Consider the following 18,552-nt stretch of genomic DNA (forward strand, 5'->3'; position numbering starts at 1 on the left):
CTGTCGGACCGTCGGACAGGTTTTGAAGTGCCGGGATTGCGAGTGCCGCCGGTCCACCCGAGATGCGGAAACCTGTCGGACAGTCGGACGGGTTTAATGCGTCACGGCTGCGAGGCCGCTGGTTCGGTCGGACCGCGAAATCCTGTCGGACAGTTGGACAGGTTTGGAGCCCCGTGGCTGGGGGCCCCATCGGTCCATCCGAACTGGGGAGACCTGTCGGACAGTCGGACAGGTTTGCTGAGTCAGGGCTTGGAGGCCGCCGGGTCACGTGGACCGCGAGAGCCTGTCCGACAGTCGGACGGGGTAGGAGGCCTGTGGCTGGTGGCCTTGCCAGTCCAGCCGGGCCGCGGAAACTTGTCGGACAGTCGGACAGGCTCGAAGAGGCTCTGCTTGGAGTCCTCTGGCCGATTCGGGCCGCGGAAACAGGTCAGGCAGTCGGACAGGTCGGGAGCCTCATGGCTGTGGCGGCCGCTGGTCCATTCGAGCCTTGGAATCTGGTCGGACAGTCGAACAGGTCCGGAGCTCCGTGATTGGGAACTCCCCCGGTTCATCCGGGCAGCGGGAACCTGTCCGACTGTCGGACCGATTCGGTACACCGGGCTGACGTTTCATCCGAGCCGTTGGGACCATCGGGCACGCTTGGCGAGTCGCGGCTGGCGCGCCGCCGCTGCACCTGTGGTGGCGAAACGAGTCAGACTGTCGGACTCGTGTGGGCGAGCCGCAGATCGGGACTGCCATGCCATTCAGGCCGCGGAAACCTGTCAGACAGGTTCAAAGGGGCGCGGCTGGGGCTCTGCTATGCCCATCCAGCCGCAAGGAACTGCCGGCCCGTCGGAAACATCTGGACGAGACGCGGTTGGCGCACTGCTGGTCCCACCAGTCCGCAGGGACCTGTCGGACCGTCGGACACGTTCGGAGAACCGGGCTGGGGCTGCCGTGCCACTCACGCCTCGGCTCCTGTCGGACAGGTTTTGGAGAGCCGTGGCCGGGGGGCTGCTGGACCGCTCGGGCAACAGGAACCTGTCGGACAGTCGGACAGGTTTTTGGGGACCGCGCCCGGGGGGGAAGGGCGGCGTGAAGGACTTGTGGGGTCGGACCGAACCGGCGTGGTTGGGATGCCGAGCAATGACCGGGGTCGGTGGGCCTGCTCTGTGGCGTGCCGCGAAGAGTCAGCTGTCGGCATCGGGCTTGATTGGGAATGGCGGGCCGGACGGGGGGACTCGGCCCGTGAAGGCGTGGTTCGGTGACTTGCGGTGTGTTCGCTCGGGCGTGGCCGTTCGCCCGTTTCTGGAGGAACGCGGATGGAACTGGGACTCGCCAACAAGGTCGCGCTCGTCGCTGGTGGCTCCAGCGGACTGGGACTTGCTGTCGCCGAGGAACTGGCGAAGGAGGGCGCGCATGTCGCCATCGGCGCTCGGGAGATGGACCGGCTGGCTCAGGCGGAGGCTCGGCTCAAGGCCGTGGCCCGGGGCGGCCGCGTGCTGGCGACTCGCGTGGACGTGATGGACGACGCGGACGTGCGCCGGTGGGTGGAGGACGTCGTGGCCAGGTGGGGCTCGCTGCACGTCGTCGTCACCAACAGCGGTGGACCCCCGCCAGGGCCCGCCTCCACCTTCGGCGTGGAGGCGTACCGGAGCGCTGCGGACGCGGTGCTCTTGCCCCCCATTTCGTTGGCGCTCGCGGCGCTGCCGCACCTGAAGAAGGCCGGGTGGGGGCGATTGCTGTTCATCACCTCGGAGACGGTGCATCGGCCGGTGGCCCGGTTCGCGCTGTCTGGCTTCGCTCGGATGGGCATCGTCGGCTTCTCCGCCGCGCTGGTGCAGGAGCTGGGTGACGCCGGCATCACCGTCAACGTGCTCGCGCCGGGCTACATGCGCACGCCTCCCGTGGAGCGTACCGCCAGCGGCTCGGGCGACGTGGAGGCGGGCCTTCGCGCCATGGGCGCGCACATCCCGCTCAAGCGCGTAGGGCGCCCGGAGGAGTTCGCCGCCGCGGCGGTGTTCCTCGCCAGCGAACGCGCGTCCTTCATCACCGGTACCGTTCAACTCGTTGACGGTGGCGCGAGCGTCATCGGATGAAGGCGAATGTCGCCCCGTCGTCACGCCGCCCCGTCATCGTCAAGATTGGCGGCGCCGCGGGCGTGGACCTGGAGAACGTCTGCTCGGACGTCGTGGAGCTTGTCCGCCAGGGCGACCGCGTCGTCGTCGTCAACGGCGGCTCGGAGGCCGGTGAGCGGCTCCTGGGCTCGCTGGGCCTGGAGCGCCCGGAGGCGACCACCGCGAACGGCAACGTCGTACGCCTCACCTACGCACCGACACTGCGCGCGCTCACCATGGCGTGGGTGGGGGAGGTCAACAAGGCCGTGGTGTTGGCGCTGCTCGCGAAGGGCGTCACCGCCCTGGGCCTGTGCGGCGCCGACGGACGCGTGCTCACCGCTCGCAGGCGGCCTCCCCTCAAGCTCCAGGACTCCGGCGGACGGATGCGCATCGACCGCGAGCACCTGGCCGGCGAGGTCTCCTCGGTGAACTCGGCGCTCCTGGGCGCGTTGATGGACGGTGGGTATGTGCCCGTCGTGTGTCCTCCCGCGGTGACGGAGGACGGCGTGCTCGTGAACGTGGATGCGGACCATGTGGCGTCGTCCATCGCGGCGGCGCTCGGTGCGAAGGCCCTGGTCATCCTCTCCAACGTGCCGGGGCTGCTCGCGGATCCGAAGGACCCCACCACGCTGGTGCGCTCGAGCGACGATGTGGAGGGGTGCATGCCGCTCGCGGGTGGACGCATGCGCTACAAGCTGGAGGCCGTGCGCCGGGCGCTGGCGGGCGGCGTCCCCGCCGCATACGTGAGCGCGTCTCGCGTGGAGCGTCCGGTGTTCTCCGCGCTGGAGGAGGCGGGCGGCACGAAGTTCACCCTTCGCGAACGAGGCGGAGCGAATGCGGACGCGTGAACCTGGCGTCGACTTGTTGCGGTGGATGGTGGAGCAGTACAGCCCCAGCCACCAGGAGGCCACCTTCGCCGGCGCGCTGGTGGAGCGGCTGGGGACGCGCGGCTGGCGGGCGCACACCGACGCCGTGGGCAACGCCGTCGCCCGCTACGGGGACGGGGACACCGTCATCGCGTTCCTCGGGCACATCGACACCGTGCCGGGCGTGGTTCCCGTGCGGCTGGAGGGACAGAAGCTCTACGGCCGCGGCGCGGTGGACGCGAAGGGCCCGCTTTGCGCGTTCATCGAAGCCGTGGAGCTGTTGGACGACGCCGAGCGCGCCGGCAAGCAGTTCCTCCTGCTGGGTTGCGTGGAGGAGGAGGTCGCCATCACGCGCGGCGCCCTGCACGTGCGCGACCAGTACGCCCCGGACTTCGTCATCAACGGGGAGCCCAGCGGCGCTCATGCGGTGACGCTCGGCTACAAGGGGCTCTTGCGCCTGGACCTGGAGCACCGCGCCAGCCGCCGCCACACCGCGAGCCGTGACTACCGCGCCGCCGCCGAGCACGTCGTCGACGCGTGGAACGCACTCAAGCGCCTGTGTGACGACTGGAACCGCGAACGGCCGTCCCTCTTCGAGCAGAACCTGCCCTCCCTCAACGCCTTCCACACTGGCGCCACGGAGACGGAAGAGTGGGCCACGGCCGCGGTGAGCATCCGGACAGGCCCGTCCACGGACACCGACGCACTGCTCGCGGCGCTGGCCACGGTGCCCACCGTGACGGTGCGCACCGTGGCGAAGAAGGACGCCGTGTCCACGAACGGCAACGACGCGCTCTCCCGCGTCTTCAAGCAGGCCATCCGCGAGCGCGGCGTGAAGCCCACGCTGCGCCTGAAGACGGGCACGTCCGACTGGAACACCGTGGCCTCCGCGTGGAGCGTGCCCACGGTGGCCTATGGCCCCGGCGACGCGGCCCTGGACCACACGCCGGACGAGCACATCGACCTGCCGGAGTACGAGGAGGGCGTCGCGGTGCTCGCGCGCGTGCTGGCGCTCCTGCCCTCGAAGCCCCGTTGATGGGGGCGGACGCTCAGGTGCCCAGCGCGGCCAGGCCCCGCGAACGCAAGGTCCGCATCCCCACCACGATACCGAAGAAGAGCAGGGCGCTTCCGGCGGTGATGGGCCGCACGCCCACGTGGTCCGACAGCGCGCCTTGTCCCCAGACGCCCAGGATGTAGCCCGCGTTCACCAGCAGGAGGAACAGGCTGCTTACGCGCGCCTGCAGCTCCGGCGGCGTGCGCGCCTGGCACACCGTCTTCAGGCCGGTGAAGGCGACGAGGTACACGGCGCCCAGGATGAACAGCGTCACCAGCGCCACCGGCAGCGTGGGGGACAGCCAGTAGGCCGCGGAGCACAGCCCCACGAGCAGCAGCGCTGCCTCCAGGAAGGCCCGCCGCCCCATCCGGGCGGCGAGGGGCGCGGAGCCGAACGCCGCGATGACCGCGCCCGTCCCCTGCGCGGTGAGCAGCATGGACGTGGTGGTCGCGTCCCCTCCCAGCACCTTCAGGGCGAACACCGGCACCAGGCCCACGAAGGGGGAGATGAGCAGCCCCACCAGCGCCCCGGAGCCCAGCGCGAGCGCGATGCCCGGATCCGTCCACGCCAGACGCACGCCGCGCAGGATGCCCTCCCACAGCGCCTCTCTCTTCGGCGGCACGGCATTCTTCGCCCCGCGCATCCCCGCGAGCGCCAGCAGCACGGCGAGGAACGACAGCGTGTTGACGAAGAGCGCCCCGGAGATGCCCACCTTCGTGAGGACGATGGCGGCCAGCATGGGACCGATGATGCGGCCCAGGTTGAACTGCGCCGAGTCCAGGCTGAGCGCGTTGTGCAGGTCCTCCGCGGGCACCACGGCCACCGTGAGCGCGGTGGCGCAGGGGATGACCAGCGTGGCGAAGGCGCCGTTGAGCAGCGAGAGGGCCGCCACCCATGGCACCGACAGGTTCCCCGTGCCGGCCAGCACCGTGAGGAGCGCGGCCAGCAGCGCCTGCACGCAGATGCACACGGCCATGAAGGTGCGCCGGTCGAAGCGGTCCGCGAGCGCGCCGCCCAAAGGCGCGAGCACCAGCGAGGGCAGGTGCGTCAGCGCCGCGACGCCGCCCGTCCACGCGGCCTGGCCCGTCACCTGCGTGACGTAGACGCCCAGGGCGACGGACTCCATCCACGTGCCGATGTTGGACACGAGCGTGCCCAGCCAGAGAAGGGTGAAATCGCGGTGGGACAGGGCCCGCACGGCGACCGAGCGGGAAAACAGGGAGGTGGCCACGGAGAGCCTCTTTCTACAGCGCTCCCCTGACGCGTGCTCGGTGGGCGCACGCCTACACGGTGGTTGACTCCCTGCCTGCCTTTGGGAGACGGGGAAAGCCATGACTCGGCACAAGGTTCTCGTGGTTCCCCGGGAGATTGCCGGCGAGCGGCTCGACCGGTTCCTGACGAAGCACGTCCCGGGCCTCACGCCGGAGCGGGCCCGGGCGCTGCTGGACGCGGGCGGGGTGCGCATCCGGGGCAAGAAGGCGCAGGCCACACGCAAGCTGTGGGGCGGCGAGGAGCTCACGCTGGAGGCGCCGGAGCCACGGCCGTCGCCGCATGCGTCGCGGGAAGGCCCGGAGCTGCCGGTGCTGTATGACGACGCGGCGCTCGTCATCGTGGCCAAGCCGCCGGGGCTGGTGGTGGAGCCGGAAGGAAGGGCGGCGTCGGTGGTGGGGCTGCTCGCGGCGCGCTGCCCGCCGTTCGACGTGGAGGGCGTGGCCCAGCCGGGCGTGGTGCACCGGCTGGATCGCGAGACGAGCGGATGCCTCGCCCTGGCCCGGACGGATGACGCGGTGGCGGCGCTCCTGAAGGCGTTCCAGGAGAAGCGCGTGGACAAGCGCTACCAGACGCTGGTGCTGGGCCATCCCCCGGACACCGGGCGGCTGGAGGGGCCGTACGCGAGGGACCCGAAGGACCCTCGCCGCTTCACGACCCGCGTGCCCTCCGCCAGGCGCGCGGCACTGACGTTCACGGTGCGCGAGCGGTTCCGGGATGGAGCGCTGCTGGACATCGACCTGGACACGGGGCGCACGCATCAGATCCGCGTGCAGCTGTCGGAGGCCGGGTTCCCGGTGCTGGGAGATTCGCTCTACGGCACGGAAGAGGCGCGCAAGCACCCGGCGGCGCTCGCGGTGGGGCGCCATGCCCTGCATGCATGGCGGCTGGAGGTGCCGTCCTCCACGACGGGCCGGATCATCCAGGTGGAGTCGCCGCTGCCTGAGGACTTCCAGCGGGGGCTCACGGTCCTGCGGGGGTGAGCGTGATAGGTTTTGGGAACCTGGGGACCTGACGGGATGTCAGGTGATGCGCCCCGTGCCGCTCCGTGAGCGGTGCCGGGCGTCGAGAGGGGAACATGCAAGCGCGGATGAAGTGGTGGGGCGGAGTGTCGCTGGTGGCGGCGCTGTTGCTCGTGGGCTGCGGTTCCTCCACGAGCCCGGCGGGCCCTGAGCGGGATGCGGGCACGCAGGTGGATGCGGGCAATCCGGGCGATGCGGGCGTCACGGGTGACGCGGGCACGCCCGACAGCGGCGTGGCGGAGGCTCTGCCCTGTGAGAAGACCCAGGGCGTTTGTGCTGGAGCCAAACGGGCCATGGTGGACGGCGCTTACGAGCCCGTGTGCACCGCGCGCTCCTACGGCGCGGACTACGAGGCGACAGAGACGCGCTGCGACGGTCTGGACAACGACTGCGACGGGTTGACGGATCCGGCCACCTGGGCGGAGGTGGATTCCTTGGGAACGCCGCCGCACAGAGGCATCGTGGACAGCCTGCCCGTGCCGGGGGGCTTCCTGGTGGCAACCGTCGCGGGTTCGGACACGATCCAGGTGCGTCGTCTCGATGAGTCCCTGAGGTTACAGGCCGTCCTTCAGGTACCCGTCGCGCCCGGCCTCGATCCAATCACCTCGGTCAGCCTGGTGCGGACCGCGCGTGGACCGGCGCTGGTCTATGTCGGGCGGTACGTGACCTCGGACGGCGGCTCGCGATTGCTCCTCGTTCAGCTGGATGAACAGGGCAACCCCATGGGCCCCGCGGGGGGAACCGTCATCTTCGAGCACTACCATGTCACGGTCGCCGCGCGGGTGGCCGCGAGCAGGGATGGACAGCAGCTCGGGGTGTTCTGGAGCTCCACGAGCAATGCCAAGGAGGCGCTGGGGCTGGTCGTGGACCTGGATGGACGCGGGGTGAGCGGTCCCTGGATCGTGTTCCTGACGAAGGAGGAGCAGGTCACTCTCTCCACTCCGACCGCGGTGGGGCTCGAGGATGGTGGGTTCTTGGTGATGGTGGTGGAAGACCATGGCATCGGCCAGCCGTCGCGCATCCAGCTGTGGCGCTACGACGGCAGGTTGTCATCGGCGACCGAGTCGCGAGTGCTCGACGTGGGGAATTCGCCCACGGCCATGTTGGTGGGCGACGAGCCGTCACTGCTCTATCGCGAGACGTCGGTCCGGCCTTCACCGCTCAAGCAACTGCAGTCCGTTTTCAAGAGTCCCGTTCCGGAAACGCTCGTGTCCACGACGGAGGGCGAGGTGCCGTGGTTCGGAGCCACGATGACCTCCAGGGGCCTCCAGATGGCATGGCTCTCCGAGCGCAACGTGACCCCCCAAGGGGCGGACGACACGCTCTTCAACTGGGAGGGCCGGTTCTGGACCCGGGGGCCCAACGGCACCGCGAAGGACCAGAGCCCGGGCCCCCAGCCCATGCCCCTGCACCGCTATTCGCAGTGGGTGTTGATGCATGAGCTCCCCGGACACTGGATGGGGGCGCTCCTGATGACCGCCACCGAGAAGCCCCAGGCCTACACGCTTCAGTCCGTGCGCTACTGCGCACAGTGAGGAGATGGGACATGCAAGCCAGGCTGAGCGGAGTTTCATTGTTGGTGATGGCCCTGCTGCTGGCGGGCTGCGGTTCCTCTACGAGCCCCTCGGAGCCCGTACCGGATGCCGGCACGGTGGTGGATGCCGGCGCCACAGACGACGCGGGCATCCCGGACGACGCGGGCAGTCCGGACAGCGGCGTGGCGGAAGGCGCGCCCTGCGAGAAGACCCAGGGCGTGTGCGCGGGAGCGAAGCGCGCGATGGTGGACGGTGCCTATGAGCCCGTGTGTACCGCGCGCTCCTATGGCGCGAAGTACGAAGAGACAGAGCAGAGCTGCGATGGCTTGGACAACGACTGCGATGGGGTGACGGACCCAGCGACCTGGGCGGACGTCGCTCCCATGGCGTGGGCTCCCTATTCGTCCATGGTGGACAGCCTTCCGGTGAAGGACGGCTTCCTGGTCGTCGTCTCCGACCGTTCCAATCAAATCCAGATCCTCCGTCTGGACTCGGCCCTGTCCCTGGTCGGCACGACGGTGGTGCCGGTCGTGACAGGGAGCGAACCGGCCATGTCGGCCCAACTGGTCCGCACGTCACGCGGGCCCGCGCTCTTCTTCGCGGCGGAGAGCCCGACCTCGAACTCCTCCACCCAGGGACGCTTCCTGCCGCTCGACGAGCAGGGAACTCCGCTCATGGAGCCCCCGGGCATCCTCCTCTTCGAGCAACCCGCGAGGTTCGCACCGGCCCGCCTGGACTTCTCCCCGGATGGGAGCCATGGCCTGGTCATCTGGGGTTCCTCCTCGCTCGCTACCGGCGATGCCCGCGAGGTCCTCGGGATGATCGTCGGCGCGAACGGTCAGGTCCTCGCCGAGCCCCGGAGCCTGCTCCAGGCGAAGCAGGAGCGATATTCCCTCTACGGTCAGAGGGTCCTCGGCCTGGACGATGGAGGCTTCGTCGTGCTGACCACGGAAGGCCCGGGCTTGGTCGCGGACGAGCGCCTGCGCTTGAGGCGCTATGACGCAGACCTCTCGCAGTTGGGCGAGGAGCGCACCTTCGCGGTCGGGTTTGGGGCCAACCCCATGCTGGTGTTGTCACCCCCTACGCCGGGAAGTCCCTCGGGAGAGCCCATACTGCTCTTGCGCACTGCTGACGGCACGAATCCACGGTTCGAGCAGGTCCGAGCCCTGTTCGAGAATGGCGTCCCGGAACCGCTGACGCCCACGACGCCAGGGCAGAGCGCATGGCTCGGAGCGACGATGACGTCGCGTGGGCTCCAGGTCGCGTGGATCTCCGTGCGCTATGCGCCCGTGCCGGGGCAGGACACGTTCTTTGATTACGAGGGACGGTTCTGGGGCATGAGCCCCTCCGGCACCGTGACGGATTGGACGCCCGGTCCCACACCCATGCCCCTTCACCGGCACGCGCAATGGGTGTTGATGCATGAGCTGCCGGGCCAGTGGATGGGGGCGCTCCTGATGAACGCCACGGCCAACCCCCTCACCTGCACGCTCCGGTCCGTGCGCTACTGCGCGCCCTGACCCAAGAGGTGCCCGGCGGCCCAGTCGCCGGGCGTCGCCGTGCGGAAGGCCCGCGGGGAGCAGCCCAGCTCCCTGCGGAAGGTGTTGATGAAGTTCGACAGGTCCCCGAAGCCCACGTCGAACGCAATTTCTGTCACCGGCCGCTGTGTGTCCCGCAGCAGCGCCAGCGCGTGGAGCACCCGCGTCCGCATGAGGAACTGGTGCGGCGTCAGCCCCGTCTCCCGCTTGAACACCCGGAGGAAGTGATACGGGCTCATGCCAGCCGCGCGCGCCAGGTCGCCCAACGACAGCTCCTCCGTGGAGCCCCGCTCGATGGCGGCCAGCGCCGCGTGCACTCCGTCGCGCGCAAGACGGCTTGGGGCAACTGAGGACTCCTCTCGCTTGGGGGCCCGCCCCAACTGCGCGCCCACCTCCTTCGCGAGCGCGAGCCCCAGCGCCTCCAACTCCATCAGCGGTCCCTGCGATGCGAGGCACTGCTCCGCGAGCCGGCGGAGCGCTTCGATGCGAGGCACCGGGGGCAGCACGGGCCGCGCGAAGTACCGCCGAGGTTCCCCACGCGGCGGAGGCCCCACCAGCCTTTCGAGCGTGGCTTCGTCCATGCGGAAGATGACGCAGCGGTCTCCTCCCGCGTGCTCGTGGGAGATTTCGTACTGCTGGCCCGGATTGGCGAGCATCGCGCTGCCCGCCGTGAGCAGCCGCGCTCCGTGGTCGCTCCGGAAGCCGAAGACCCCTGAACGCACCACGGTGATGGAGGTGTCGGTGAACTGCTCCGGCTCCACCTTCGCCCCCTTCGACGCGGGGCACTGGTAGTCGAACACGCGCACCAGCCCGGCGTGTGCCAGCTTCCGCTGCGGCGACGGTCCACGGCTCATGCGGCCAGCCTAGGGGGCGCGCGCAATTTCCGCCAAGTCCGCACGCGCACCGCGCCGCTACAAGCCCGCCCCATGCACAACTCATGGATGCTGCGTCGCAGGGAGCTCCTCGGGCTGGCGGCCGGGATGGCCGCCGCGGGAGCCCTCCCGGGATGTCTGTCCCGTTCCACTCGGGAATCCAACGCGGGGACGCTGGATGCCCGCACCTTCACCGCGGAGCGGCGCTTCCTGAAGACCCGCTTCGGAAGAATCGCCTACGTCGAGCGTGGCTCCGGCCCCGCGGCCCTCTTCCTCCACGGCTTCCCGCTCAACAGCTTCCAGTGGCGCGGCGCCCTGGAGCGGCTGTCCCCTGACCGCCGCTGCGTCGCCCCCGACTTCATGGGCCTGGGCTACACGGAGGTCGCGGACGGACAGGACGTGTCGCCCGCGTCGCAGGTGGAGATGCTCGTGGCGCTGCTGGAGGGCCTCTCCCTCCCGTCCGTCGACGTCGTCGCGAACGACAGCGGAGGCGCCGTCGCGCAGCTCCTCGTCACGCGCCACCCGGAGCGCGTCCGGACCCTGCTCCTGACCAACTGTGACGTGGAGAGCGAGTGCCCGCCGCCGGCCGTCCTCCCCGTCATCGACATGGCGCGCGACGGCACCTACGTGGACGCGTGGCTCACGCCGTGGCTCGCGGACAAGCCCCTGGCCCGTTCGGAAGTGGGCATCGGGGGAATGACCTACAGCCATCCCTCCCAGCCCACCGACGAGGCCATCGAGTATTACTTCGCGCCGCTGGTCCGCTCCCCGCGGGGGAAGGCCTGGGTGCACGCGTACACGCTGGGCCTGGAGAAGAACGCGCTCGCGGGCATCGAGCCCGCGCTCAAGCGCTGCCGCGTGCCGGCCCGCATCGTCTGGGGCATGGCCGATACCATCTTCTCTCCCTCCAGCGCGGACTACCTGGACCGCACGCTGGGCAACTCCCGGGGAGTCCGGCGCGTGGAGGGCGCGAAGCTCTTCTTCCCCGAGGAGTACCCCGACCTCATCGCCGAAGAGGCCCGGCGGCTCTGGGGCGTAGCCTCGCGCTGAGTGCGGCTATTCGCGGCGGAGGCCGGAGTCGTCTTCGTCCCGGGACTCGGGTTCCGGCGGCTCCAACCGGGCCTGCCGCTCACTGGCCTCCCAGGAGGCCTCGGCGTCACCGGCGTGCACGCGGGCGGCGGCCTGGTCGTCCTGATCACCGGTCCACGTGGTGTGACCTCCCGCGAAGCCCTCCAGCGGTCGGGCGCCGCGATGCGACTCCACCTCCAGGTCCTTTTCTTCCTGGGCGCGCAGCCGCTCGCGCTCCTGCTCACGCTCGTGTTCGTGCTGCTGCTCCAGAATCCGATCCGCCATATCGCATCACCTCCTGCCCCAAGGTGGGGTCGCCCACGTGGGATGGCAGGGGGAGGCGGGCGTTCGTGCGTGGCCGCATGCCTGGCATGCGGTCGACGGCACGGGCATCCCGCGGGTGACGCTCGGGGAGCCCGTGCGGGCCGGCATCCTGAAGGAGCACGGTGAGTGAACCCTGGAGTGGCTCTCATCCACGCCGACGACACCCGGAGCAAAGCGCCGCATCCTGGAGGGCATTGACCGGGACGGGCTCACGTAAGCTGCCCGGCATGCGCCAGCACTTCGAACGCATGACCACCGACCGGCTGCTGCTCCGCGCGGTTCGCGAAAGCGACCTGGACGCGGTCTTCGCCCTCCATTCGGATCCGACGACGAACCGGTTCAGCCGCCGCGGCTTCATGCAGACGCTGGACGACGCGCGGCGGATCCTGGGGCTCTGGCTGGAGGACTGGGAGCGCGAGGGCGTGGGCTACTGGCTGGTGGAGCGCCTGAGTGCACCCGGCGTCGTCGTGGGCCTGTGCGGCCTGCGCCACAAGGAGCTGGAGGGGCAGCGCGTCCTCAACCTGGCCTATCGCCTCGCGCCCGAGACCTGGGGCTCCGGGTATGCCACGGAGGTGTCCCGCGTCGCCCTGGCGCTGGCGGCCCGGCACCTGCCGCACGTTCCGTTGGTGGCCATCATCCACCCGGAGAACACCGCGTCCATCCACGTGGCGGAGCGGCTCGGGATGCGCCTGGACCGGCACATCACCGAGGACGGCATCCTGAACCGCGTGTACGTGCCCACCTGAGCGCGCTCAGCGCGGGTCGAACGAAGCGCAGACGCGCACGCCGCTGCGGACATCTCGCGCGGTCGCGTCGCCGGGAGAGAGGTCGGCGCTCGCCGCGACGAAGGAGTCGTAGTACCAGGAGCCTCCGCGCAGCACGACGCTGCCGAACTCCGGCGTCGCGGAGCGCGTGAGCTCGTAGGCGTTGCCCGCCATGTCCCGCAGGCCGAAGGGGCTCACCGACGCGGGATGTGTCCCCACCGCGTCCGGCCCGAAGGCCAGCGGCCGCCGGTCATACGTCGCGTCGATGTTGGCGTCGTCCGGCTGGAGCTGGTCGCCGTGCGGATAGCGGCGGCCGTCCGCGCCCCGGGCCGCGTACTCCCATTCATGCTGGCCGCACAGGCGCGCTCCCGGCAGCCGCTTCGTCCGGTGGAGCCAGTAGAAGTAGCCCTCCAGGTCCTCGGCGGAGACGCCGGACAGCGGCAGCCGCTTCCAGTCGACGCTCGCGTGCCGCGTGCGCTCCGCGTAGAGCAGGGGCTCGCCTTCCTTCGCGGTGCGGAACTCCTCGCGGGTGCGGTGGAAGGTGAAGAGCCAGCCCGTGCCCTGACGCCACCGCAGCGTGATGGTGCCCCCGTCGCCGAAGTGCGGCTGTTCGAGGATCCGCCTCGCGGGCGCGTCCGGCGACAGGTCGTTCAGGTAGGTCAGCCAGTCGCCGAACGTCACCTCGTCGCGGCCCACCAGGTAGCCGCCGGTCAGGCAGTAGCGATGCATGGGCGGGCTGAAGGTGAACCGCCGCACCACCTCCGGCTCCGCGCTGCCCAGGAGGAAGCAGCCCGGCGGGATGTAGACGTACCCCTCGGGCACCTGCGTGGGGAGCGTGAGCCGCAACGCCTCACGGGCGCCGTGCGTGAGGAACACCGGGATGTCCACGGACACGCGTCCCGGCTGCGTGACGTGGAGCAGGTAGGAGCCCTCCGGGAGGACGAAGCGAGACGTCCTCGTGTCCGGCAGGGCATCGCTTTGGAACGGGCCGTCGCTCCGGACGATGCGCGCGATGGAGACGTGGGCGCCCGGTGGCGTGCTCTCGAATGTCAGCTCCGCGGGTTCTCGGAAGCGCCGCAGCGAGGCCTCGCCCTCCTTGGCGGCGTCCACCTCCTGCTCCAGCCGCTGGAGCCATGCGTCGCGCTCGTGGCGCTGGTGGAAGGCTTCCGCGAGCAGGATGCGCTCGGACAGGACCTTCGCGATGAGCTGGCGCGTTTCGGGATGGTGGCGGTCGCGGTCCAGGCCGCGCTCCAGGCTCCGGCTGGCGCGGGTGAAGGCGGCTTCCGCCTGGTCGCGCAGGGCGAGCGTCTCCGTCCAGCGCTTCTCCGCGGCGCTGCGCAGGCCCGTGGCGTCCGTCGCGGTCTCCGGGCCCAGCGAGGAGGGGGCCCGGCCGTCGAACATGGCCAGGGACTCCTCCCGGCTCGCGAGCGCCCTCGCGGCCAGCGTGCGCCCCGAAGCCAGCGCCTCCTTCGCGGTGCCCAGCTCCGCGGCGATGATGCGCGAGTCCTCCAGGTACGCCTGGAGCTTCAGGCCGCCATAGGACGCGAGCACGGCGAGCGCGAGCACGAGCGCGGTGAGCCCCCGCCCCCAGCGCGCGCGGCGCACGGCGCGGTGGGACGCGCTCAGGAAGGCCTGCTCCCGGGTGCCCAGCGTGGCGGGGTCCAGCAGCCGCACCTCGTCCAGCTGGCGCTGACCCCAGAGCGCTTCATGGGCGCGACGCAGCCGGTCCCACTCCGCGCTGGCCACCTCCACGCGCTTGCGCAGCAGGCGGTGCCCGATGTCGTCGTCCAGCCAGTCGCGCAGCGTGCCCCAGCTCGCGATGAGCGACTCGTGCGCAATCCCCCAGCGCGGCAGCCCGTTCACCGCGCGCGTGTGCAGCAGCCGGCCCTCGACGAGCATGCGCAGCGCCGCGAGCGAGGTGCCATCCGAAGCGTCCGCGAGCTCCTCCGCGCCGCGCTCGATGCGCGTGCCCTCCGCCGTCACCAGCTGGAGCAGCAGCCGCCGCGCCGCCGCGTACTCCGCCGGGCTCATGCGCGCGAGCACGCCATCCGCATGCCGGGACAGCGCTCCGGCCACGCCGCCCATCGCGTCCAGCGCCGCGCGCGTGATGCGTCCCCGGGCCGCGTCGCGGCGCTCCCACAGCTCCGCGAGCGCGAACTGGAGGAGCGGGAGGCTGCCCACGCCATGCGCCGTGGAGGCGACGAGCGCCTGCACCAGCTCCGGTGATTCGAAGGCGACGCCCCGCGCCCGGGCCGGGCCGATGATGGCCTCGCGCACGCCCTCGGGAGACAGCGGCCGGAGGATGTAGAGCGCTCGCTCCGCCTCCTCGCCCAGCCCCGGCAGCGCGCACAGGCGCGTGAGGAAGTCGCCGCGCACGGCCAGCAGCACGTGCACCCCCGGTGACGGCAGGGCCAGCTCTCCCAGCACCCGGGCGACGTGCGCGGCCTGGGCGGGGTCGGAGAGGGTGAGCAGCTCCTCCATCTGGTCGATGAGGAGCAGCAGCCCGCGTCCCCGGCCATGCTTCTCCCGCAGCGCCTGCCCCAGCCACTCGGGCGTGTCCGTGAGGGCGGTGACGAGCTCGGACTCCTTGCGCCCCAGCACCGGCGCGAGCGCGGCGGCCAGGGCCTCCAGCGGGCGATGTCCGGGCCACAGCGTGATGACGTGCGGCGCCTGTCCGTCGCCCAGGTCGCCGGCCGCCACCCGGGGCAGCACGCCCGCGCGGCACAGCGACGACTTGCCCGTCCCGGAGTCTCCGGCGACGAGGACCAGCGGCCGCGTGCGCAGGCGCTCCAGCACCGCGCGGATGTCGCCCTCGCGTCCGAAGAAGAGGGCCCGGTGCTCGGCCGCGAACGGCGCCAGGCCCCGGTAGGGATTGCCTGCGGTCAAGGGCACGGGCGCGATGGAGCGATCCAACAGCTCCAGCGGCTCACACAGCGCCTCCGCCGAGGCGAAGCGCTCCCGCGGATCCACCGCGAGACAGCGCAGGATGATGGCGGCGAAGTCGGGGTCCACCTCCGGGCCCAGCGGGGCGCGGTGGGGCGTGGTGTCGTCGGGCCTGCGCGACGTGCGGCGGGGCACCTGGCCCGTGCACAGCTCGTGGAGGATGAGGCCCAGCGCGTACAGGTCGCTGCGCGCGGTCGCCGGTCCTCCCGCGAGCAGCTCCGGCGCCAGGTAGGGCAGGGTGCCCACGAGCAGCGGTGAGCCGGACGCCAGCTCCGCGCCCACCTCGAAGCGCTCGGCGAGGCCGAAGTCGAGCAGCTTCACCTCGCCCTCGCGCGTGACGATCGCGTTGGAGGGCTTCAGGTCGCGATGCAGGACTCCCTGGCGGTGCGCCGCCGCGAGCCCGCGCGCCAGCCCCACGCCCAGGGACAGCACCCGGCGCCACGGCACCGGCAGGGGAAGCTCCGCGAGCGTCTCTCCGATGACGTACTCGGAGACGATGAACTGATGGCCATCCACCGCGCCCACGCTGAACACACTGACGATGTTCGCGTGCTGCAACCTCGCGAGCGCCCGGGCCTCGGTCGTGAACAGGTCGCGCAAGCGCTCATCCGACTGCGCCGCCGCCATGAACTTCACCGCGACGCGCCGGTCCAGTGACGTGTCGTGCGCCAGGTACACGATGCCCATGCCGCCCCGGCCCAGCGGGCGCTCCAGGCGGAACGAGGAGAACGACGGCGGCGGCGTCCAGGGCTCCGTCTCCGGCGGCGGCAGGCGGTCCGTCTCCCGCGCATCGGGAGGCTCCGGGTCCTCCACCGCCGAGCGCTGGATGCCGGGCGTCAGCGTGGCCAGCAGACCCCGGCACTCGTTGCAGCCCGCGGCATGGCGGTGCACCCGTGCCAGCGCCTCGTCCGTCAGCCGGTCCTCGAGCAGCTCGACCAGGATTTCGTCGGTCAGACAGTTGGAAGGGGGGGCGCTCACGGAGTCCGGCCCTTCACGCTAGGCCACGCGCCGCGCGGCGTTCAATGACACACGCGGGCACGGTGTCCCGCACCGGGCGCCCGCCGCGCGTGGAGGGCGGTCCGGAGTGTGCCATGCTATGGCCTTGCACATGTCCCAGGTGCCCGCACTGGCCGCGACCTTCCTCTCGCACACGAAGACGCGCTTCGTGGCCCCCTCGCCGGAGGAACTCAGCGCGCTCGACGCCCTGCTGACGCGCGCCTGGGAGGACGCGCAGGCCCGCTGGCCCGGCGTCACGCTCTCCGCTGAGTGCTTCGTGAGCCACGTCGCGGAGCGGCTCCCGCCCGCGAGCCCCACCGCGCCCATCGCGCCGCTCGTCTCCGGCCTGTCCCTTCCGGAGCTGTACCTGGCGTGCGCCTGCCTCCAGGGCCACTCCGCCGCGCACGAGGCCCTGGAGCGCCACTACCTGGCCCGGCTGCCGGAGCGGCTGCGAAGCCTCCGCCAGCCCGACGCGACCATCGACGAGGTCCGTCAGCGGGTGGGCGTGAAGCTCCTGGTCGCCAACGCCGGCCAGGTGCCCGCCATCGCGGACTACACGGGGCGCGGCGGCCTCTTGAGCTGGGTGGTGGTCATCGCCAGCCGCATCGCCCACAAGCTGCGGGGACAGGAGAAGCCCTCCTCGGAGGACGACGCGGAGGAGCTGTTCAAGGCGCTGCCCGCGCAGGGGTTGGATCCAGAGCTGGACGTGATGAAGCGCCGCCACCACGCGGCCTTCCGCCAGGCCGTGCGTGAGGCCGCCGCCGCGCTGTCGGCCGAGGATCGTCACCTGCTTCGCCTCCACTTCGCGGACCGGCTCTCCACGTATGAGATGGCGCCGCTCTTCCGCGTCAACCAGTCCACCATCTCCCGCTGGCTGAAGCGGGTGCAGCAGCAGGTCTACACGGAGACCCGGCGCCGCCTGCAGGAACAGCTGGGCCTCTCCACGGAGGACTTCCAGAGCTTCATCGCCTTCGTGGACAGCCAGCTGGACCTGACCTTGAGCCAGCTGCTCGGCGAGAAGCGCGAGCCCCCGCTGGAGGGCTGACCTACTGCACCCGCGCGGGCTCCGCCTTCGGGGGGCCATAGGACAGGTTTCGCAAGAGCGCGGCCCCGGGCTTCACGTCGCCGCGGCGCACCGTGCAGACCTCGCCGTCCTCGCGCGCGTCGCCTGCGTCCGCCTGGAACCGGCCGGGGCACTCCTGGAGGATGAGCTCCAGCGCGCGCCCGTCGCGGGTGCGGGACAGGCAGGTGGCGCCGTCCGGGGCCCAGGCCGCCTCGAAGGAGCCCTTCGCCGGGTCCCACTCCCGGGACGCCTCCGTGGCTCGCTCCAGCACGCCCAGCCGGTCGTAGATGTCGATGGTGGTGTCCTGGCGCGTGTGGCTGCGGCCGTTGCCGCAGTAGTCCGCGCGCGCCAGCCGGGTGCACGCCTGGTGGAGGCCCGCCAGCGACTGTCCATCGCGGGAGGCCCAGGGCGCGTAGCCCCAGGAGATGCACTTGGAGATGGCGCCGTTCTCACACGCGAGGGTGACCCGGTCCGGCGCGTCCAGATGGGCGCCGCTCGCGTCCCACACGCCGCCCACCGCGAGCGCCCGCGGGGCGGGGGAGCGGTCCAGCGCGACGCAGGGGTTCTCCCACTCGCGCGCCACCGGGTTCCAGGCCTCGATGCGATAGAAGACGCGGCTGGCGTCATCCGCCGCGGGCTCCGCGCCGCAGATGGCCACCTCCACGGGCTTGCCGTCGCTGGCGGTGCCCTGGAGCACGGTGCCCACCACGTCGCTGGCCGTCGCGCCTGCCTCCGGTGGCGGGACGGCCCACAAGCGGCCGTGGTCGAAGCGCAGGCCCTTCACCCCGTCCTCCGCCTGCCGGGGCGCGTCCAGCGACACGGACACGAGCACGCTGGTGCGCTCGTCCGTCGGCTTCTCCGGGTCCCAGCTGCGCTTGGTGCCCCACAGCATCGTGCCCTGGGGCCGGGCGATGCGCTGGGTTGTCTGGGACTGGCAGCGGCGCGCGTAGCGCTCGGCGTCGGACGGGGCGCTCACGGACCGGACGGGCCCGGGCTTCGGGGCGACGGGGGGCGCCGCCTGCGCTCGCACGGACAGGAGCAGACACAGGCACACCGGCAGGGTTCGGAAGGACGCGTTCACGCCTCGGATGAGACCCCGTGCCGGAAATCGATGCACGGAATCCGTCCTCCCGGGGCCGGTC

General features: G+C 71.3%; 14 protein-coding genes. 9 read left to right on the top strand and 5 right to left on the bottom strand.

What is annotated here, in order from left to right:
• Nucleotides 1-1,301 precede the first annotated feature (1,301 nt).
• From KYK13_RS11055 to KYK13_RS11065, 3 genes are read left to right on the top strand one after another with little or no spacing between them, the layout of a single operon-like run.
• The gene (locus KYK13_RS11055; RefSeq protein ID WP_223644032.1) at nt 1,302-2,078 is read left to right on the top strand and encodes an SDR family oxidoreductase; all 777 of its coding nucleotides are present in this window, start codon (nt 1,302-1,304) and stop codon (nt 2,076-2,078) included.
• Nucleotides 2,075-2,944, top strand: a complete 870-nt coding sequence (locus KYK13_RS11060) for a [LysW]-aminoadipate kinase (protein ID WP_223644033.1) — start codon at nt 2,075-2,077, stop codon at nt 2,942-2,944. Before KYK13_RS11055 ends, KYK13_RS11060 begins: the two co-directional genes overlap by 4 nt.
• Nucleotides 2,931-3,998, top strand: a complete 1,068-nt coding sequence (locus tag KYK13_RS11065; RefSeq protein ID WP_223644034.1) for a M20/M25/M40 family metallo-hydrolase — start codon at nt 2,931-2,933, stop codon at nt 3,996-3,998. Before KYK13_RS11060 ends, KYK13_RS11065 begins: the two co-directional genes overlap by 14 nt.
• Before the next feature lie 13 nt (nt 3,999-4,011).
• Here the strand turns inward: KYK13_RS11065 and KYK13_RS11070 are convergent, their stop codons facing one another.
• Nucleotides 4,012-5,247, bottom strand: coding sequence for an MFS transporter (locus KYK13_RS11070; protein WP_223644035.1), 1,236 nt, complete (start codon nt 5,245-5,247; stop codon nt 4,012-4,014).
• A 100-nt stretch (nt 5,248-5,347) separates the two neighbouring features.
• On the opposite strand from KYK13_RS11070, the gene KYK13_RS11075 reads away from it, so the two are divergent.
• The 3 genes from KYK13_RS11075 (at nt 5,348) to KYK13_RS11085 (ending at nt 9,362) form a co-directional block, all read left to right on the top strand.
• A complete protein-coding gene (locus KYK13_RS11075) occupies nt 5,348-6,268 on the top strand; it encodes an RluA family pseudouridine synthase (RefSeq protein WP_223644036.1) in 921 nt (306 codons plus the stop codon).
• A 95-nt stretch (nt 6,269-6,363) separates the two neighbouring features.
• The gene (locus tag KYK13_RS11080; RefSeq protein WP_223644037.1) at nt 6,364-7,842 is read left to right on the top strand and encodes a putative metal-binding motif-containing protein; all 1,479 of its coding nucleotides are present in this window, start codon (nt 6,364-6,366) and stop codon (nt 7,840-7,842) included.
• An 11-nt stretch (nt 7,843-7,853) separates the two neighbouring features.
• Complete coding sequence (locus KYK13_RS11085; RefSeq protein ID WP_223644038.1) at nt 7,854-9,362, top strand: putative metal-binding motif-containing protein; 1,509 nt, start codon at nt 7,854-7,856, stop codon at nt 9,360-9,362.
• Here the strand turns inward: KYK13_RS11085 and KYK13_RS11090 are convergent.
• Nucleotides 9,347-10,234 carry an AraC family transcriptional regulator gene (locus KYK13_RS11090; protein WP_223644039.1) on the bottom strand — a complete coding sequence of 296 codons (888 nt, stop codon included), beginning with the start codon at nt 10,232-10,234 and terminating at the stop codon, nt 9,347-9,349. The genes KYK13_RS11085 and KYK13_RS11090 overlap by 16 nt on opposite strands.
• A 72-nt stretch (nt 10,235-10,306) precedes the next feature.
• Here KYK13_RS11090 and KYK13_RS11095 point away from each other — a divergent pair, with 72 nt between their 5' ends.
• Nucleotides 10,307-11,302: an alpha/beta fold hydrolase gene (locus KYK13_RS11095; RefSeq protein WP_223644040.1), complete on the top strand. Its 996-nt coding sequence runs from the start codon at nt 10,307-10,309 to the stop codon at nt 11,300-11,302.
• 6 nt (nt 11,303-11,308) lie between these two features.
• On the opposite strand, the gene KYK13_RS11100 is transcribed toward KYK13_RS11095, so the two are convergent.
• Complete coding sequence (locus tag KYK13_RS11100) at nt 11,309-11,605, bottom strand: hypothetical protein (protein ID WP_223644041.1); 297 nt, start codon at nt 11,603-11,605, stop codon at nt 11,309-11,311.
• A gap of 266 nt (nt 11,606-11,871) precedes the next feature.
• Here KYK13_RS11100 and KYK13_RS11105 point away from each other — a divergent pair, with 266 nt between their 5' ends.
• Nucleotides 11,872-12,390 (top strand): GNAT family N-acetyltransferase, encoded by a 519-nt coding sequence (locus KYK13_RS11105; protein ID WP_223644042.1) that lies wholly within the window; start codon nt 11,872-11,874, stop codon nt 12,388-12,390.
• 6 nt (nt 12,391-12,396) lie between these two features.
• Here the strand turns inward: KYK13_RS11105 and KYK13_RS11110 are convergent, their stop codons facing one another.
• The gene (locus tag KYK13_RS11110) at nt 12,397-16,329 is read right to left on the bottom strand and encodes a bifunctional serine/threonine-protein kinase/formylglycine-generating enzyme family protein (RefSeq protein WP_223644043.1); all 3,933 of its coding nucleotides are present in this window, start codon (nt 16,327-16,329) and stop codon (nt 12,397-12,399) included.
• 118 nt (nt 16,330-16,447) lie between these two features.
• Here KYK13_RS11110 and KYK13_RS11115 point away from each other — a divergent pair, with 118 nt between their 5' ends.
• Nucleotides 16,448-17,392, top strand: a complete 945-nt coding sequence (locus tag KYK13_RS11115; protein ID WP_223644044.1) for a sigma-70 family RNA polymerase sigma factor — start codon at nt 16,448-16,450, stop codon at nt 17,390-17,392.
• Between the two features lies 1 nt (nt 17,393).
• Here KYK13_RS11115 and KYK13_RS11120 read toward each other — a convergent pair whose 3' ends face one another.
• Nucleotides 17,394-18,491 carry an ADYC domain-containing protein gene (locus KYK13_RS11120; protein ID WP_223644045.1) on the bottom strand — a complete coding sequence of 366 codons (1,098 nt, stop codon included), beginning with the start codon at nt 18,489-18,491 and terminating at the stop codon, nt 17,394-17,396.
• Between the last annotated feature and the right edge of the window lie 61 nt (nt 18,492-18,552).

Source organism: Corallococcus sp. EGB (assembly GCF_019968905.1).
Lineage (GTDB): Bacteria > Myxococcota > Myxococcia > Myxococcales > Myxococcaceae > Corallococcus.

Bases quoted from the DNA above. Each gene is read 5' to 3' on its own strand.
- KYK13_RS11055 (WP_223644032.1), top strand. From the start codon at position 1,302: ATGGAACTGGGACTCGCCAACAAGGTCGCGCTCGTCGCTGGTGGCTCC.
- KYK13_RS11060 (WP_223644033.1), top strand. From the start codon at position 2,075: ATGAAGGCGAATGTCGCCCCGTCGTCACGCCGCCCCGTCATCGTCAAG.
- KYK13_RS11065 (WP_223644034.1), top strand. From the start codon at position 2,931: ATGCGGACGCGTGAACCTGGCGTCGACTTGTTGCGGTGGATGGTGGAG.
- KYK13_RS11075 (WP_223644036.1), top strand. From the start codon at position 5,348: ATGACTCGGCACAAGGTTCTCGTGGTTCCCCGGGAGATTGCCGGCGAG.
- KYK13_RS11080 (WP_223644037.1), top strand. From the start codon at position 6,364: ATGCAAGCGCGGATGAAGTGGTGGGGCGGAGTGTCGCTGGTGGCGGCG.
- KYK13_RS11085 (WP_223644038.1), top strand. From the start codon at position 7,854: ATGCAAGCCAGGCTGAGCGGAGTTTCATTGTTGGTGATGGCCCTGCTG.
- KYK13_RS11090 (WP_223644039.1), bottom strand. From the start codon at position 10,234: ATGAGCCGTGGACCGTCGCCGCAGCGGAAGCTGGCACACGCCGGGCTG.
- KYK13_RS11095 (WP_223644040.1), top strand. From the start codon at position 10,307: ATGCACAACTCATGGATGCTGCGTCGCAGGGAGCTCCTCGGGCTGGCG.
- KYK13_RS11100 (WP_223644041.1), bottom strand. From the start codon at position 11,605: ATGGCGGATCGGATTCTGGAGCAGCAGCACGAACACGAGCGTGAGCAG.
- KYK13_RS11105 (WP_223644042.1), top strand. From the start codon at position 11,872: ATGCGCCAGCACTTCGAACGCATGACCACCGACCGGCTGCTGCTCCGC.
- KYK13_RS11115 (WP_223644044.1), top strand. From the start codon at position 16,448: ATGGCCTTGCACATGTCCCAGGTGCCCGCACTGGCCGCGACCTTCCTC.